The 15423-nt window shown below is 70.5% G+C and carries 14 protein-coding genes; 7 read left to right on the top strand and 7 right to left on the bottom strand.

The genetic code is table 11. From position 1 onward, the window contains the following. Nucleotides 1-34 precede the first annotated feature (34 nt). Nucleotides 35-1789 carry an aa3-type cytochrome oxidase subunit I gene (gene ctaD / locus IE307_RS40720; RefSeq protein WP_191304832.1) on the top strand — a complete coding sequence of 585 codons (1755 nt, stop codon included), beginning with the start codon at nt 35-37 and terminating at the stop codon, nt 1787-1789. On the opposite strand, the gene IE307_RS40715 is transcribed toward ctaD, so the two are convergent. Next, entirely contained in the window at nt 1790-2602 is an 813-nt protein-coding gene (locus tag IE307_RS40715; protein ID WP_191304831.1) for an SCO6745 family protein, read from the bottom strand. It abuts the gene before it with no gap. Between the two features lie 74 nt (nt 2603-2676). On the opposite strand from IE307_RS40715, the gene IE307_RS40710 reads away from it, so the two are divergent. Then, nucleotides 2677-3213 carry a DUF4240 domain-containing protein gene (locus tag IE307_RS40710; RefSeq protein WP_191304830.1) on the top strand — a complete coding sequence of 179 codons (537 nt, stop codon included), beginning with the start codon at nt 2677-2679 and terminating at the stop codon, nt 3211-3213. 407 nt (nt 3214-3620) lie between these two features. Here IE307_RS40710 and IE307_RS40705 read toward each other — a convergent pair whose 3' ends face one another. Beyond that, nucleotides 3621-5549, bottom strand: coding sequence for a vWA domain-containing protein (locus tag IE307_RS40705; RefSeq protein WP_191304829.1), 1929 nt, complete (start codon nt 5547-5549; stop codon nt 3621-3623). Continuing rightward, on the bottom strand, nt 5546-6937 hold the full coding sequence (locus IE307_RS40700; protein ID WP_191304828.1) for a sigma 54-interacting transcriptional regulator: 1392 nt from the start codon (nt 6935-6937) through the stop codon (nt 5546-5548). Before IE307_RS40700 ends, IE307_RS40705 begins: the two co-directional genes overlap by 4 nt. 164 nt (nt 6938-7101) lie before the next feature. Between IE307_RS40700 and IE307_RS40695 the strand changes: the two genes are divergently transcribed. From IE307_RS40695 to IE307_RS40680, 4 genes are all read left to right on the top strand, one after another. Next, nucleotides 7102-7518: a YcxB family protein gene (locus tag IE307_RS40695; RefSeq protein ID WP_191304827.1), complete on the top strand. Its 417-nt coding sequence runs from the start codon at nt 7102-7104 to the stop codon at nt 7516-7518. Nucleotides 7519-7578: 60 nt separating this feature from the next. Continuing rightward, nucleotides 7579-8376, top strand: coding sequence for an Rv1486c family protein (locus tag IE307_RS40690; protein WP_191304826.1), 798 nt, complete (start codon nt 7579-7581; stop codon nt 8374-8376). Between the two features lie 100 nt (nt 8377-8476). Next, nucleotides 8477-10279 carry a vWA domain-containing protein gene (locus IE307_RS40685; protein WP_191304825.1) on the top strand — a complete coding sequence of 601 codons (1803 nt, stop codon included), beginning with the start codon at nt 8477-8479 and terminating at the stop codon, nt 10277-10279. Next, complete coding sequence (locus tag IE307_RS40680) at nt 10276-11601, top strand: extracellular solute-binding protein (RefSeq protein ID WP_191304824.1); 1326 nt, start codon at nt 10276-10278, stop codon at nt 11599-11601. The genes IE307_RS40685 and IE307_RS40680 overlap by 4 nt, the downstream gene beginning before the upstream one ends. On the opposite strand, the gene IE307_RS40675 is transcribed toward IE307_RS40680, so the two are convergent. Beyond that, nucleotides 11589-12425 carry a dioxygenase family protein gene (locus IE307_RS40675; protein WP_229905549.1) on the bottom strand — a complete coding sequence of 279 codons (837 nt, stop codon included), beginning with the start codon at nt 12423-12425 and terminating at the stop codon, nt 11589-11591. The genes IE307_RS40680 and IE307_RS40675 overlap by 13 nt on opposite strands. A 5-nt stretch (nt 12426-12430) precedes the next feature. Next, entirely contained in the window at nt 12431-12994 is a 564-nt protein-coding gene (locus IE307_RS40670; RefSeq protein WP_191304823.1) for an NADPH-dependent FMN reductase, read from the bottom strand. 97 nt (nt 12995-13091) lie between these two features. On the opposite strand from IE307_RS40670, the gene IE307_RS40665 reads away from it, so the two are divergent. Further along, nucleotides 13092-13574, top strand: a complete 483-nt coding sequence (locus tag IE307_RS40665; RefSeq protein ID WP_191304822.1) for a MarR family winged helix-turn-helix transcriptional regulator — start codon at nt 13092-13094, stop codon at nt 13572-13574. Nucleotide 13575: 1 nt separating this feature from the next. On the opposite strand, the gene IE307_RS40660 is transcribed toward IE307_RS40665, so the two are convergent. Further along, nucleotides 13576-14601 (bottom strand): ferrochelatase, encoded by a 1026-nt coding sequence (locus tag IE307_RS40660; protein ID WP_191304821.1) that lies wholly within the window; start codon nt 14599-14601, stop codon nt 13576-13578. A gap of 52 nt (nt 14602-14653) precedes the next feature. Continuing rightward, nucleotides 14654-15421, bottom strand: coding sequence for an enoyl-ACP reductase FabI (fabI, locus tag IE307_RS40655; RefSeq protein WP_030481837.1), 768 nt, complete (start codon nt 15419-15421; stop codon nt 14654-14656). Between the last annotated feature and the right edge of the window lie 2 nt (nt 15422-15423).

The following is a 15423-nucleotide window of genomic DNA, read 5'->3' as shown; positions in this document are numbered from 1 at the left end:
GGAGGACGATTCTGGTCTGCACGGAGGAGGCGCGATGACCACGATCAAGCCAACGCCCGTAGTGCCCCACCCCGGGGCGGCGCGCGCACGGCCGAAGGGCTCGTACTTCCTGCAGCTGTTCAAGACGACGGATCCCAAGCAGATCGGGATCATGTACCTCACGACGTCGTTCGTGTTCTTCCTGATCGGCGGCGTGATGGCGCTGCTGATGCGCGCCGAGCTGGGGCGGCCGGGCCTGCAGTTCCTGTCGAACGAGCAGTACAACCAGCTGTTCACCATGCACGGCACGATCATGCTGCTGCTGTACGCGACGCCGATCCTGTTCGGGTTCGCGAACTACATCCTGCCGCTGCAGATCGGCTCGCCGGACGTCGCGTTCCCGCGCCTGAACGCCTTCTCGTACTGGCTGTACCTGTTCGGTGCCATCATCACCGTCTCGGGGTTCCTGACGCCCGGCGGTGCGGCGGACTTCGGCTGGTTCGCCTACACGCCGCTGTCGTCGGCCGTGCACTCGCCGGGCATCGGCGCGGACCTGTGGATCATGGGTCTGGCGATCTCCGGCCTGGGCACGATCCTCGGCGCGGTCAACATGACGACCACCGTGATCTGCCTGCGGGCGCCGGGCATGACGATGTTCCGGATGCCGATCTTCACCTGGAACATCCTGGTGACGTCCGTGCTGATCCTGCTGGCGTTCCCGATCCTGACCGCCGCCCTGATGGGCCTGGCCGCCGACCGGCACCTCGGGGCGCACGTGTTCGACCCGGCCAACGGCGGCGTGATCCTGTGGCAGCACCTGTTCTGGTTCTTCGGCCACCCCGAGGTGTACATCGTCGCGTTGCCGTTCTTCGGGATCGTGACGGAGATCTTCCCGGTGTTCAGCCGCAAACCGCTGTTCGGCTACAAGGGCCTGGTGTTCGCCACCCTCGCGATCGCGATGCTGTCCGTGGCCGTGTGGGCGCACCACATGTACGCCACGGGTGCGGTGCTGCTGCCGTTCTTCGCGCTGATGACGTTCCTCATCGCGGTGCCGACGGGCATCAAGTTCTTCAACTGGACCGGCACGATGTGGAAGGGCCAGCTCACCTTCGAGTCGCCGATGCTGTTCGGCATCGGGTTCCTCGTGACGTTCCTGTTCGGCGGCCTGACCGGCGTGCTGCTGGCGTCGCCCCCGGTGGACTTCCACGTGTCCGACACCTACTTCGTCGTGGCGCACTTCCACTACGTGCTGTTCGGCACGATCGTGTTCGCCACCTACGCGGGCATCTACTTCTGGTTCCCGAAGATGACCGGGCGGATGCTCAACGAGCCGCTGGGCAAGCTGCACTTCTGGACGACGTTCCTGGGCTTCCACGGCACGTTCCTCGTGCAGCACTGGCTGGGCAACGAGGGCATGCCGCGCCGGTACGCCGACTACCTGCCCTCCGACGGCTTCACGTTCCTCAACACGTTCTCCACCATCAGCTCGTTCCTGCTCGGCGCGTCCGTGCTGCCGTTCGTGTGGAACGTCTTCCGCTCCTACCGCTACGGCGACCCGGCCGCGCACGACGACCCGTGGGGCTACGGCAACTCGCTCGAGTGGGCCACGACGTCACCCCCGCCGCGGCACAACTTCAAGGAGCTGCCGCGCATCCGCTCGGAGCGCCCGGCGTTCGAGCTGCACTACCCGCACATGGTCGAGCGGATGCGCGACGAGGCGCACTTCTCCCTGACCCACCCCGGCAAGCACAGGGTGGGCAAGGACGAGACCACGGAGAAGGCGCTCGCCTCGACGGAACGCGACGAGTAGCTATTTCCTGCCCGGGAGCAGGCCGCCCTGCACGACGGCCTTGCTCAGCGGCGCGGCGAGCTCGACGAACCGCTGCTTCTCCTGGTCGGTGAGCACGTCATAGGCCGGCGCGGCCATGCGGTCCGTGTCGTCCTCGATGCCGTCGCGCAGCTTGCGCCCCTTGTCGGTGAGCAACTGGTCCTCGCCGACGAGCCCGCGGTGCTGCAAGTCCTGGAGTGTCGCGTCCCACTGCTCTCGCGACCACGCACGCGTCTTGCGCAGCGCGTCGGCCGGGTAGTCACCCGTCGCGACGTGCAGCACCAACGCCTCGATGCCGCTGATGTTGTGCCTCAGCAGGGCAGCGAGGTGGCCGTCGCCGCGGAACTCGCGCAGCAGCGTCTGGGCGTGGAAGAGCTGCAGGAGCGTGTCGTCCGGCCACGGCAGGGCGGCGTGCGCGGCGAACAACGTGCGGCCCTGGGGCATGTCCTTGGCCCGCTCGGCGGCGCGCTTCGCGAGCTCGGTGATCTCCTTGAGATCGTCCGGCAGCACCTTGCGCAGCGCCTCGTCCGCCGCCTCCCAGCGCAGCTCGAGCATGCGCTGCGGCGTCACCTTCTCCCAGGCCTGCGGGATGCGCGCCCGCACGATCTCGGGGTTGAAGTTGTAGAACGTCGCGATCACGACCTCGGCCCCGACCGCCCCCATCGCCGCGGCCCGCGACGCGAAGTACCCGCCGGGCCGGTCGAGGCCGACGCTCGCGTACCGGGAGTCCGCCTCGGGGGCGAAGTAGATCATTCCGTGCACGGCCTCGAGTGAGCGAAACAGAGTCCTGATCATGTCTACAACCTAGAACGTCGCGGCTCGTAAGTCAGGCGCCGAAATTGTCAGACCCCTCTGTCACGCTCTGTCTTGTGGACACGAACACCTTCTGGAAGCTCATCGCCGACGCTCGCGCCAGCGTGGCCGACCCGTCCGACGGCTACGCCGTCGCGGCCGCGGCTGTCGAGTTGCTCGCCGAACGGCCGCCCGCCGAGATCGTCGCGACCCAGCAGGTCCTGTGGGACGTGCTGACGGTCTCGTACCAGAACCCGCTGTGGGCGGCGGCGTACGTCATCAACGGCGGCTGCTCGGACGACGGCTTCGACTACTTCCGCGGCTGGCTCGTGACCCAGGGCGAGGAGGTCTACACGGCCGTCCTCGCCGACCCGGACTCGCTGGCGGGCTTACCGGCGGTGGTGGCCGCCGCCGAGTCCGGCGACGAGTTCGAGTGCGAGGAAGCCCTGTCGATCGCCTGGAACGCCCACATCAAGGCCACCGGCATGCAGCTGCCGCAGGACGCGTTCCGGATCAGCTACCCGGAGCTCGACCCGGAGTGGGACTTCGACTTCGACGACAGCGCCCGGCTGGCGCCCCGCCTTCCGCGCCTGGCCGCGCTCTACGACCTCTGACGGCGGTGGACGACTTCTGGCAGCTGATCTCCTCCGCCCGTGCCGAAGCCGGCACCTGCTGTGAGGTGGCCTCCCGCGCCACCTCACTCGCCGCTGCGCTTCCCTGCCGTGGATCCTCGCTCTGGACGAGTCGTTCGAACGACTGATGCACGACTCACACCGCCCTGACTGACCCGGACACCTTGGCGGAGGCGCTACGCCCGTCGCGGCCGCTCTACGAGTGCGAAGACGCCACACACATCACGTCCGCCGCCTGTAAAGGGGCAACGGGCTCGTTGCCCCGCCGTCGGCAGCGCACAGGCGCCAGCCGAAGATCGCCTGGGAGTTCGCGTTCGACGACGAAGCCGCGCGGCGGCATCACTTCCCGCGACTGACAGCCTTCTGCCTGCCCTGAACCGGCCGCCGCTTCACCGCCGCCGGCGCCGGGACTTCAGGTAGTCGCTGACCACCGCGGCCCCGAGCCCCTCCTCGTCCGCCGACACCACACGCCCACCACCCCTCCGGGCCACGATGTCGACGAACGCGGCCAGCCGGGGGTCGTCCCCGAGCTTGAACACCGAGATCGTCGCCCCGAGCCGCGCCAAGGCGTCGACCTCGTTCAGCGTCTTGCTCAACGTCCGGGGCAGCGGCGGGTAGTTGAACTCCGCGTCGCCGTCGGGCTCCAGGTGGGCGGTGGGTTCGCCGTCGGTCACGACCAGCACCACGGGCTGCGCGTCGGGGTGGCGTCGCACGTGACGCCCCGCCAGCAGCAACGCGTGGTGCAGGTTCGTGCCCTGCTCCCACACGCCTTCCAGCGCCGTCAGCTGACCGATGTCCACGGCCTCGGCATAACGCCCGAACGTCACGAGTTGCAGAGCGTCCGTGCGGAAACGGGTGCGCACGAGGTGATGCAACGCCAGGGCCGTGCGCTTCATCGGTACCCAACGGCCGTCCTGCACCATCGACCAGGAGGTGTCCACGCACAGAGCGACAGCCGCACGTGTCCGGTGTTCGGTCTCGGAGACCTCGAGATCCACGACGTCCAGGGACATCGAGCCGGAGCGCAGCACGGAGTTGCGCAGGGTGCGCGGCACGTCCCAGGGTTCGGTGTCGCCGAACTGCCACGGCCGTGTCGAGCCGATCAGCTCGCCCGCGGCGCCGGCCGAGGTGGTCTCCCGCGAGCCCTGCGACGAGCGGAGCTGGTCGACGACGCCGCGCAGCGCCGTCTCTCCCAGGCGGCGCAACGCCTTCGGCGTCAGCTTCAGGGAGCCGTCGGGGGCGCGTTCCACGATGTTCTGGGAGCGCAGCGCCTTCTCGAGCTCCGCCAGGCGGCGGGCGTCGACCGAGGCCGACTCGCCCAGCTGGCGTTCCAGCGCCTCCAGGTCGATGTCCTCCAGGCGCGCGCCCGGATACGACTGGGAGAGCTGTTCGGCGAGTGCGTCGAGTTCGGCGAGGTCCGCCATCGCCTGCGCGCCCTCGCCCAGGCCCAGCGGGTCCTGCCCGCGGAAGCGCGCGGACGACGTCCAGTCCTCGCCCGGCCGCAGCTGCTGCAGCAGGGAGTCCAGAGTGGACAGCTGCGAGCCGATGCCGCCGAAGGCCTGCTGGGACAGCGCGGAGAGTTCGGCGCGCTGGGCGTCCGTCATCGAGTTCATCATGCGTTGCGCGGCGGCCGAACGGGCTGCCAGCGCGTCGATGAGCTCGTCGACGTTGCGGGGGTTCTCGGGGAAGAACTCGCCGTGCTTGCGCATGAAGTCGTCGAACAGGCGCGGTGTGTCCGGGGAGCGGGAGGCGTGGGCCTCCAGCAACGAGTTGAGGTCGCGCAGCATGCGCTGGATGCGCTCGACGTCGCGCGAGTCCACGTTGGACATCGCTTCCTTCATGCCCTGGAAGCGCTGGTCCAGCAGTTCGCGGCCGAGCAGTTCGCGGATCTGCTCGAACGCCTCGCGCGCCTCCTGGGAGCGCCAGTCGTACGAGGACAGCTCCTGCACGGCCGCGGCCGTGCCCGGCGGCAGGGCGTCGAGCTGGGCCTCGCGGAAGCGCGCGTCGTCGGACGGGTCCGGGAACAGCGCGCGCCGCTCGGCCTCGACGGCCTTGTCGAGCAGCTGCTTGACCTCGGTGAGCGTGCCGTCGAGGCGGTGCCGGCGCTGGATCGACGCGCGGCGCTGCCACAGGCGCGAGGTCAGGTCGTCGAGGCCGCGGGTGCCGTCGACGCCGCGGCGCAGCAGTTCGCGCAGCGCCGACGACGGGGAGGCGCCCTCCATGATCTCGCGGCCGAGCTCGTCCACGGCCGCGCGGAGGTCCACCGGGGGCGCCAGCGGATCGGCGCCGCCGCCCCAGCGTCCGTAGCGGTATCTCATCCGTACACCGATCGGTCGTCGTCGGAGGAGTTGTCCTTCGACAGGTGGCGGGTCAGGTACAGCGACTCCAGGGCCAGCTCGACGGCGGAGGCGATGCGGCCGACGGGGTCCTTCGGGCCCGCGCCCAGCCGTGCCGCCACCTCGTGCAGGACCGGGAGCTCCGGCAGTGCCGCCAGCAGGTCGCCCGCGTGCACCCGGTCACCGGTCGCGACGGGGTGGCCGTCCGAGACGACCTCGGCCAGCGCGCGGAGGTTCACCCCGGCCAGGCGGGCACGAGCCGTGTCGGCGATCGAGCGGCGCAGCAGGTGGACGAGGACCTCCTCCTCGCGACCGTCCTCCCCCGCCTCGAACTCGAGCTTGCCGCGCAGCACGTCCGGCACCGACTCGAGGTCGACCGGGCGCGCGATGGCCGGCGTCTCGCCGATCAGCGCGGACCGGCGCAGTGCCGACGCCGCAACGGTTTCCGCCGCCGCGACCGCGAACCGCGCGGAGACGCCGGAGCGCTGGTCGATCGAGGACGACTCGCGCAGGTGCCGGACGAACCGGGCGATGATCTCCAGCAGGTGGTCGCCCACCTCCGCGACCAGGTCGGCCTCCTGGCGGACCAGGTCCACCTCGGCGTCGACCTCCAGCGGGTAGTGCGTGCGCACCTCGGCGCCGAAGCGGTCCTTGAGCGGCGTGATGATGCGGCCGCGGTTCGTGTAGTCCTCGGGGTTCGCGGTCGCCACGAGCAGCACGTCCAGCGGCAGCCGCAGCGTGTAGCCGCGGACCTGGATGTCGCGCTCCTCCATGACGTTGAGCAGCGACACCTGGATGCGTTCGGCCAGGTCGGGAAGCTCGTTGATGGCGATGATGCCGCGGTGAGCGCGCGGGAGCATGCCGTAGTGGATCGTCTCCGGGTCGCCGAGCGAACGGCCCTGCGCGACCTTCACCGGGTCGACGTCGCCGACCAGGTCGCCCACGGACGTGTCGGGCGTCGCGAGCTTCTCCGCGTAGCGCTCGTCGCGGTGCCGCCACACCACCGGCAGGTCGTCACCGAGCTCGGCGGCACGGCGCTTCGACTCCGGCGTGATCGGGTCGAGCGGGTGTTCGCCCAGCTCGGAGCCCTCGATCACGGGCGTCCACTCGTCGAGCAGCGAGATCAGCGTGCGCAGCAGGCGGGTCTTGCCCTGCCCCCGCTCACCGAGCAGGACGACGTCGTGGCCGGCCAGCAGCGCGCGTTCCAGCTGCGGGAGCACCGTGCGGTCGAAACCGACGATGCCGGGCCACGGGTTGCGTCCTTCGCGCAGGGCCGCGAGGAGGTTCTCCCTGATCTCGGTCTTGACGCCGCGCGGCAGGTGCCCGGCGGCGCGCAGCTCGCCCGCCGTGCGGGCCAGGTTCTGGGTCACGCAGACGACGCTACGCACCTAATCCGGACCCGTCGATGTGGAGCAACTCCAGGCGCGGGCACGGCCCGTGCGCCAGAATGCGGGGCGACATGACTGACAGCGTTGATTTCAGATGGGCCCCCTCCCCCGCGGACTGGCGGGCCAGCCTGCGGGCGATGGTGCCGATGTTCAGATGGGCACCGTGGTTCGCCCTCGCGTTCGCGGTGATCTCGCTCGTGCAGCTGTTCGCCTTGGACGGCCCCGTGTTCGTGGGGCTCTTCGGGCTGGCGTGCGCGCTGGTCATCGGGTTCATGGAGCCGGTGGCGGTGTGGTGGCGGTTCTCGTCCGACGAGATGATCAGCCGGACCGTGGTGGGAAGCGCCGACGCCCAGTCGTTCCGGATGGCCGTGGGCAGGGCGGTGCGCGAGGAGATCGGCTGGCAGGAGCTGCCGGGCTGGACCGAGACGCGGCAGGGCTTCGTGCTGGAGACGCTGGACGAGGGCGCGGCGTCGCTCTCGGTGCCGCACCGGGCCTTCGCGTCCGATGAGGACCTGACGTCGTTCCGTTCGCTGCTCGAGAACAACATCGGTCCGGCCAAGTAGACGTCTCGGATCGGGCACACCGGGTAGGACTGGCCCGGCCGGGCCACGTAATCTCGTCGGGTGTCCTGTGCGAGTGCCACGCTGGTCGTGTGGACGTCGGGCTGGCTGCACGGTCTAGCCGCTGCCGACGACGTCCTCGACGCCCTGCACACGTGGGCCGAGCAGCACGAGGTGGTGGCCGACGACGACGGCACCGCCACGGCGCTCGACCTCCCCGGTCCCGACGAGGCCCCCGTGGGTCCCGCCCTGCTGCTGGCCGCCCTGCGGCGCGCGGGCGCGACATCGGCGCGGCTGGTGCTGCCAGTACCGGGCGACGTGCGAGGCCTGGGCGGCAAGGGCACCCTCGCGACGTGCGCGCTGCGCTCCGGTGAGGCGCTCGTGGTGCCGTCGGTGCACATCGGGCTCGTGCCGAAGATCGTGGCCGACGGCGTGATGCGCTGGACGGTGTTCGACCTGCCGTCGTCCAACGGCCTCGAGCACATCCCGATCGGCGAGGCCGAGCACGGCCTGGGCGCCGCCCTGCGCGAGGCGACGGCGGCCCTGGCGGCGCTCGACGTGGCCAAGCACCGCCCGAACGTGCGCAAGGAGATCGCCGACCTCGCGGCAGAGAACTCCACGCTGCCGTGGCCCGACGCCATGCCGCCGCGCTCGCTGCGGGTGCTGCAACGGGCCGCCGAGGTCGCCGCGATCGTGTCGGTGGCCAGTTCCGACTCCCCCGGCGGGGCTCTGTCGGCGTCGGCGATGGCCGCGCGCACCGAGGCACTGCGCCCTGTGTCGGAAGCCGTGCGCCGCGCACGGTGCGCGGCGGTCGACGAGGCCGTGCGCGTGCTCGCGGACAGCGGCGCCGGAAGGCACTGACCCAAACGAGTGGTTCTCCTCCGGTAACCCCCTCTGACCGGCCAACTCCCCCAGAACTGTCGGTGCCCCCGCATAGGGTGCCTGGTGGGGAGGACGCCGAATGGAGGACGTCGACCAGCGCCGGTCGAGCACCGCACCCCGGTACGCGGGCGCTCTCATGCTGGCCGCGGTCGCCGGGCACCTGTTGTCGGAGACGGCCACCGGATCGCTCGCGACCTGGCAGTCGTGGGTGCTCTACGGCCTCGGCGCGGGGCTGCTCGTGCTGTCGGCGTCCGCGATCGACCGGCTGAACCAGCTCGTCAAGCGCATCCGGTTGCGCTGGGTGGTGTTCACGGCCGTGCTGGCCGTCGTGGCGGTGCTGGTGGCGCTCGCGGGGCCGCCGGTCGTGGCGTACGGACGGGTGCTGCTGCTCGGCTGTCCTCAGCCGACGGAGGTGCGGGTGCTGACGTCGCAGGACGCCGCGCCCGCGATCGGTGAGGTGGCGCGCAAGTTCGAGTTGCACACGGCGGCGCGGAACCACGGGTGCCGCTCGGCGCGGCTGTACGTGTTCTCGGCGCCGGGCGACAGGGGTGCGATCGCGCTGCGGTCCTCCTGGTCGTCGCAGGAGCTGCGGGAGGTCGGGCCGCACCCGGACGTGTGGCTGCCCGACTCGACCGCGGAGACGAACGAGGTGGTGCGCCGCACGAGCGGCATCGGGTCGGCGGTGCGCGTCGTTCCTGGCCCGTCGGTCGCCTTCTCGCCCGTCGTGCTCGGCGTGCCCCCGCAGGTGGCGGAGGACGTCGTCTCGAGCGGCTCGGAGAAGTGGGGCGAGCTGCTGACGAAGGTCGGCGGGGCCGGGATCGCGATCGGCAGGCCGAACCCTCTGCTGACGGCCGGTGGCAGGCTCGCCACGGCGGCGCTGTACGAGTCGCTCGACCCGGCCGTCGTGGAGCGCAGGGTCGAGGAGGCCGACCGGCCGCGCCCCGGTACCGCCATGATCACGACCGAGCAGGTGTTGTTGCGGCACAACAAGACCGGCTGCGCGCGCAAGCCGTGCCTCACCGCGCTGTACCCGTCGGACACCTACCGCGCCGACTACCCGCTGAACCTCGTCGAGTGGGACGTCGCCGACGTGTCGAACCACGCCGCCCGCGAACCGGCGAGGGCGTTCCAGGCGTGGCTCGGCACGCAGGAGGGCATGACGGCGCTCAACGCCGCCGGGCTGCGTCCCGCCGCGCAGGCCGCGGGGGCCGAGTTCCGCGAGGAGTTCGGGGTGCGGGCGGGGCTGGCGCTCGACCGCGCCGAGGCCGCGCCCGACGAGCAGGCGCAGGCGGAGTTCCAGAAGAAGTACGAGCAGGCCAAGAGGAACGGGCGCGTATGGCTCACGCTCGACGCGTCCGGCTCGATGGCCGAGCCGGCGCCGAGCGGGGAGACGCGGTTCGCCGTCGCGGTCAACGGTGTCGGCAAGGCCCTCACGCAGATGGGCCCCAAGGACACCTACGGCCTGTCGGTGTTCAGCGACGACGCGGTCCGGCCGATCGTCCCTCTCGGCAGGCGGGACAAGGAGGCCGCGGCCGTCGCCCTGAGCACGGTCGCGCCATCCGGTGGCACACCGCTGCACCAGGCGATCATCGACAGCCTCGACCGGGTCGGCACCGACGACGCGGACCACGTCAGCGCGGTGATCGCGCTGACCGACGGCGAGGACACGACGAGCGTCCAGACCCGGCAGGACGTCGTGGACGCGGTGCGGAGCAAGGGGATCCGCGTGTTCGTGATCGCCGTCGGCGGCGCGAGCTGCTCGACGCACGCGCTGACCACGATCACGGACGCGGCGGGCGGCGAGTGCCGCGACTCGACGACGGACACGCTCGGGGACGACCTCGCGGAGCTGTTCCGCCGGGTGTGGGGAGGATCCGCATGAGGTGGTTGCGGCGCACGTGGGCGGCCCTGCCCAGACTGGGTCCGCCCGGTGTGGTGTGGGCGAACCGCTCGTGGCTCGCGATGGGCGTGGCCGTCGGCATCGTGCTGACGATCCTGTTCACGAACGGCGTCCAGCCCCTGTTCCGCGAGTCGACGGAGTGGGAGAAGGGCAAGCTCCTCGTGCTCAGCGGCCGCGACCAGAGCGAGGGCGGCCAGCGCAAGGCGCTGATCGACCAGTGGAACGCCGAGCACCCCGAGCAGCCGGCGGAGATCGTCGAACTGCCGCCGGAGGCCGACGGCCAGCGCAGCGAGATGGTCGCGCGCGCCAAGGAGAAGGCCGACAACGTCGACGTCTTCAACCTCGACGTCACGTGGACCGCCGAGTTCGCCCAGTCGGGCCACTTACGTCCTCTGTCCGGTGTGGACACGAGCGGGTTCCTGCGCCGACCGCTGGAGAGCTGCCGCTACCAGGACAAGCTGTGGGCGCTGCCGTTCAACACCGACGCGGGCCTGCTCTTCTACCGCAAGGACCTGGTGAAGGAGGACCCGCTCGAGCTCGACGACATCACCACCACCTCGACCCGCGTCCTGCGCGCCGCGCAGGACGCCCGCCTGACCGCCGGGTACGCGGGCCAGTTCGCCGACTACGAGGGCCTGACCGTGAACGCCCTGGAGCTGATCTGGGCGGAGAAGGGCGACGTCGTCGACGAGTCCGGCGAGGTCGTGATCGACTCCGAGCGCACCCGCCGCGCCCTGCGCTGGCTCGCCGACGGCCTCAAGGGCGAGAAACCCGTGGTGCTGCCCGGCTCCCGCGCCCAGACCGAAACGCTCACCACCCAGGCGTTCCGCGACGGCGAGATCGCCTTCATGCGCAACTGGCCGGTGGCCCACCGCACCCTGCAGGGCAACCAGGACGAGTCGGCGGGCCGTCCCCGCATCGACTTCGGGGTGACCCAGTTACCCGGACCGAGCGTTCTGGGCGGCCAGAACCTCGCGATCTCCGCCAAGTCCACGAAACCCCGTGCCGCCCAGGCGCTGATCGAGTTCCTCACCGGCCCCCGCAGCCAGCAGCTCCTCTTCGAACGGGGAGGCCTCGCCGCCACCCGCGGCATCGTCTACCAGGATGGCCGGGTCGCCACCCAGCACCCGTACTCGGGCACCCTGCTGGACGCGATCGAGGACGCCAGGCTGCGGCCGGTCACCCCGTACTACTCACGGTTCAGCGACGAGTTCCGTGCCGTGATCCGGTACGCCCTCGATCACGACGGCGAGTTGCCGGCGAACGCGGAGAAGTCGCTGACCGACGCACTTCAAGGCCGTTGATCCGGGCGCAGCACGAAGTCGTGGGTGAGCGTGCGACAGTCGTCGTGCCGTGTGGTGGTTCTGACGGCACCGGCCGGAATCGCCCCTTCCACCGCGCTGTCGACCAGCGGATCGCCGTCGAAGTAGATCTGGGTCGTCAGCGGCAGGCACCCGTCGGCGGTGACGGCGGCGTGGACGTGCAGTGGCCGCTTCCCCTCGAACCGCAGGGCGTCGAGCAGACCGCCGAGCGGACCGTCCCCGGCCAGTCCCAGGGTCTCCACGCCGGGCATGACCGTGCGGAACTCGTAGCGGCCCTCACCGTCGGCGACGACCGTGGCGCGGAGGTTGTGCTCCGGAACCCCGGTGGAGTCGTTGGGGATGTTCAGCGGCAGGAAGTCGCTGGTGTCGATGCCGGAGTAGACGTTGTTCGCGTCGATCTGCCAGATCTCCAGCACCGCGCCGGGAAGCGGTTCCCCGGTCGTGGTGCGCACGGTGCCGGACACGACGAGGGGCTCGCCGGGTTCGTCCGGTCGCATCGGCAGCACGGCGGGACTGTGCAGCACAGGCGCGCCGGGCCGGTAGGCGGAGCCCCGCATCTCCCAGTGGCTCGCGCCGTCGGCCTCGGGGTGGGCGTACGGCGCGCCCTCGGTTCCTTTGAGGACGGTCTTGAAGAAGAACACGCGCAGCAACGCCAACTCCCCGGCGTCGGCGGCACTGGTCAGCCAGTCGAGGACGGCGGTCATCTCCTCGCGGGTGACCTGGTGCCGCAGAATGACGTCGTCGACCGCGTGGCGCAGGTCGCCGAACACGACCTGCAACCGGCTCGGTGATCCGCTCGTGGTCACCACGGTCAGCGCCGGACGGTCTTCAGGGCGCCGGCCCAGGACTCGAGCTGGTCGAACAGCGCGGTGGCGGCGCCGTCGTGCCTCTCGGAGGGCTTGAACACCGAGAAGTTCTCGAAGTCGGTCTGCAGCGAGAACGACAGCTGCTGCCGGACGTGGGCGATCTGCAGTTCGCTCGCGATCGCGCGCAGGTGCTCGATCGCACGCGCGCCGCCGAGAGAGCCGTAGGAGACGAAGCCCGCGGCCTTGTTGTTCCACTCGGCGTACAGGAAGTCGATCGCGTTCTTCAACACTCCCGAGGTGGAGTGGTTGTACTCCGGGGTGACGAAGACGAAGCCGTCGAACTCGCTGATCCTCGCGGCCCACGCCTTCGTGTGCTCACCGGCGTACCTGCCCGCGCTCGCCGGCACGGCCTCGTCGAGGTGCGGCAGCGGGTGGTCGAGCAGGTCGACCAGCTCGTAGGTGGCGCCGGTGCGCTCCTTCGCCCTGGTCAGCACCCAGTCCGCCACGGCGGCGCCGTTGCGGCCGGGCCGGGTGCTGCCGAGGATGATCGCCAGCTTGAGATCACTCATGGTCTTCTCCACTCCGTCGTTGACTTGAATCTTCAAGTCAACCTACCGACTCTCACTTGAACTTTCAAGTGATCTAGGGCGGACCTACACTGCGTCCATGTCCGCCCGAGAACAGTCCGAAGTGGTCGAGCCGAGGTGGCTCACCGAAGACCAGCTGGCGGTGTGGCGCGGGTTCATGAGGCTCGTCCAGCGGCTGCCCGCCGCGTTGGACGCGCAGCTCCAGCAGGACTCGGCGCTCAGCTTCATCGAGTACCACGTGCTCGCGCACCTGTCGGAGCAGCCCGCGCGGCGCATCCGGATGAGCGAGCTGGCGGACCTCGCGAACACGGAGCTGTCCCGGCTCTCGCACATGGTCGGCCGGCTCGAGAAGCGCGGGTTCGTGTACCGCGAGACCGATCCGGCGAACGGGCGCTACACGCTCGCCGTGCTGACCGACGCGGGCCAGGCCCACCTCGCGGACGCGGCGCCCGCGCACGTGGCCCGCGTGCTCGACCTGTTCGTCGGCGCCCTGTCCCCGGACGACCTGCGGGCGCTGCGCCGGATCTCCGACACGGCGCTCGCCCGCATCGACGGTCTGTGAATCAGGTGCGAGCGGGCCTCTTGGCCGGTTCGCAGCACAGCGGCGCGCACGGCGCACCGTTCACCGTGCACCCCGCCGCCACGAACGACGACAACTTCCGCACCGGGGCACCGGAAGTGTGCTCGGCGACAAGTTCGGTGACGAGCTCGGCGAAGCGCGGGTCGGCGTTCGGCGTGGCCGCGCGGGCGAACTCCATGCCGAGCTCCGCAGCGCGGTCGCGGGCCTCGGTGTCGAGGTCCCACACCACCTCGAGGTGGTCGGACACGAAGCCGATCGGGCACAGGACGACCCCGGTGACACCCTTGGCGTGCAGGGCGTCGATGTGGTCGACGACGTCCGGCTCCAGCCACGGGATCTGCGGCGGGCCGGACCGCGACTGCCACACGACGTCGTACTCGGTCACGCCGAGTTCCGCGGCCACGAGCCGGGACGCCTCGACGATCTGGCGCGAGTAGCGGTAGCCGCCTTCAGAGGGCGGACCGGCGGCCTTGTCGGCGGACACCGGCACCGAGTGCGCGGTGAACACGATCCGGTAGGGGCCGTTCAGGGACGCCGAGGCCGCGCGGATGGCGTCGGCGAACGAGGAGATGAAGAGCGGGTGGTCGAAGAACTGGCGCAGCTTCACCAGTTCCGGGCCGTCGGGCACGGCCTGCAGCGCGCGGACGATGTCCTCGTCGTACTGGCGGCACGCGGAGTAGCCGCCGTACGCGCTCGTCGGGAACACCAGCGCGCGCTTCACGCCGTCGGCCTTCATCTGCGCGACGGTGTCTTCGACCATCGGGTGCCAGTTGCGGTTGCCGAAGTAGATCGGCAGGTCAAAACCGCGGGCCTTGACGGCCTCGATGGCTTCGAGGTTCAGGCGGTTGATCGGCGACACGCCGCCGAAGTGCTGGTAGTGGGCCTCGACCTCGTCCAGCCGCTCCGGCGGCACGCCACGTCCGCGAACCACGTTCTCGAGGAAGGGACGGACGTCTTCAGGACCTTCCGGTCCTCCGAAGGACAGCCAGAGCAGCGCGTCGAAACTCACCACTCCATCCAATCAGACGTCCGATCGCCTCACACGACGAACAGATGTGACCTCAGAGACCGAGGAAGTGCACGCCACCGTCGACGAACACCATCGAACCCGTGGTGGCCGGGAACCAGTCGGACAGCAGGCCGCAGACGGACTTCGCGACCGGCGTGGGGTCGTCGACGTCCCACGACAGCGGGGCCTTCTCGCCCCACATCTTCTCCAGCTCGCCGAAGCCGGGGATGGACTTCGCGGCCATGGTGCGCACCGGGCCGGCCGAGATGAGGTTCACGCGGATGCCGTCCGGGCCGAGGTCGCGCGCCATGTAGCGGTTGATCGACTCGAACGCCGCCTTCGCCGCGCCCATCCAGTTGTAGGCGGGCCACGCCTGACGGGCGTCGAAGTCGAGGCCGACGACCGACGAACCGTGCGACAGCAACGGGCGGGTGGCCTGCACGAGCGCCTTGTACGAGTACGCGGAGACGTGCATCGCGACGGAGACGTCCTCCCACGGCGCGTCCATGAACGGGGCGCCGAGGCAGCTCTGCGGGGCGAAGCCGATGGCGTGCACGACGCCGTCGAGGCCGTCGACGTGCTCGCGCACGCGGTCGGCGAGCGTGTCGAGGTGCTCCTGGTTCTGCACGTCGAGCTCGACGACGGGCGCGGGCTTGGGCAGGCGCTGGGCGATGCGCGTCACGAGGCTCATCCGGCCGAACCCGGTCAGCACGACCTCGGCGCCCTGTTCCTGGGCGACGCGTGCGACGTGGAAGGCGATCGACGCGTCGGTGATCACACCGGTGATCAGCAGTCGCTTGCCTTCGAGCAGTCCGGTCACTT

The organism is Lentzea cavernae, assembly GCF_014653695.1.
Lineage (GTDB): Bacteria > Actinomycetota > Actinomycetes > Mycobacteriales > Pseudonocardiaceae > Lentzea > Lentzea cavernae.
Note: the sequence above shows the minus strand (reverse complement) of the source record. Positions and strands in the feature narration are given on the sequence as shown.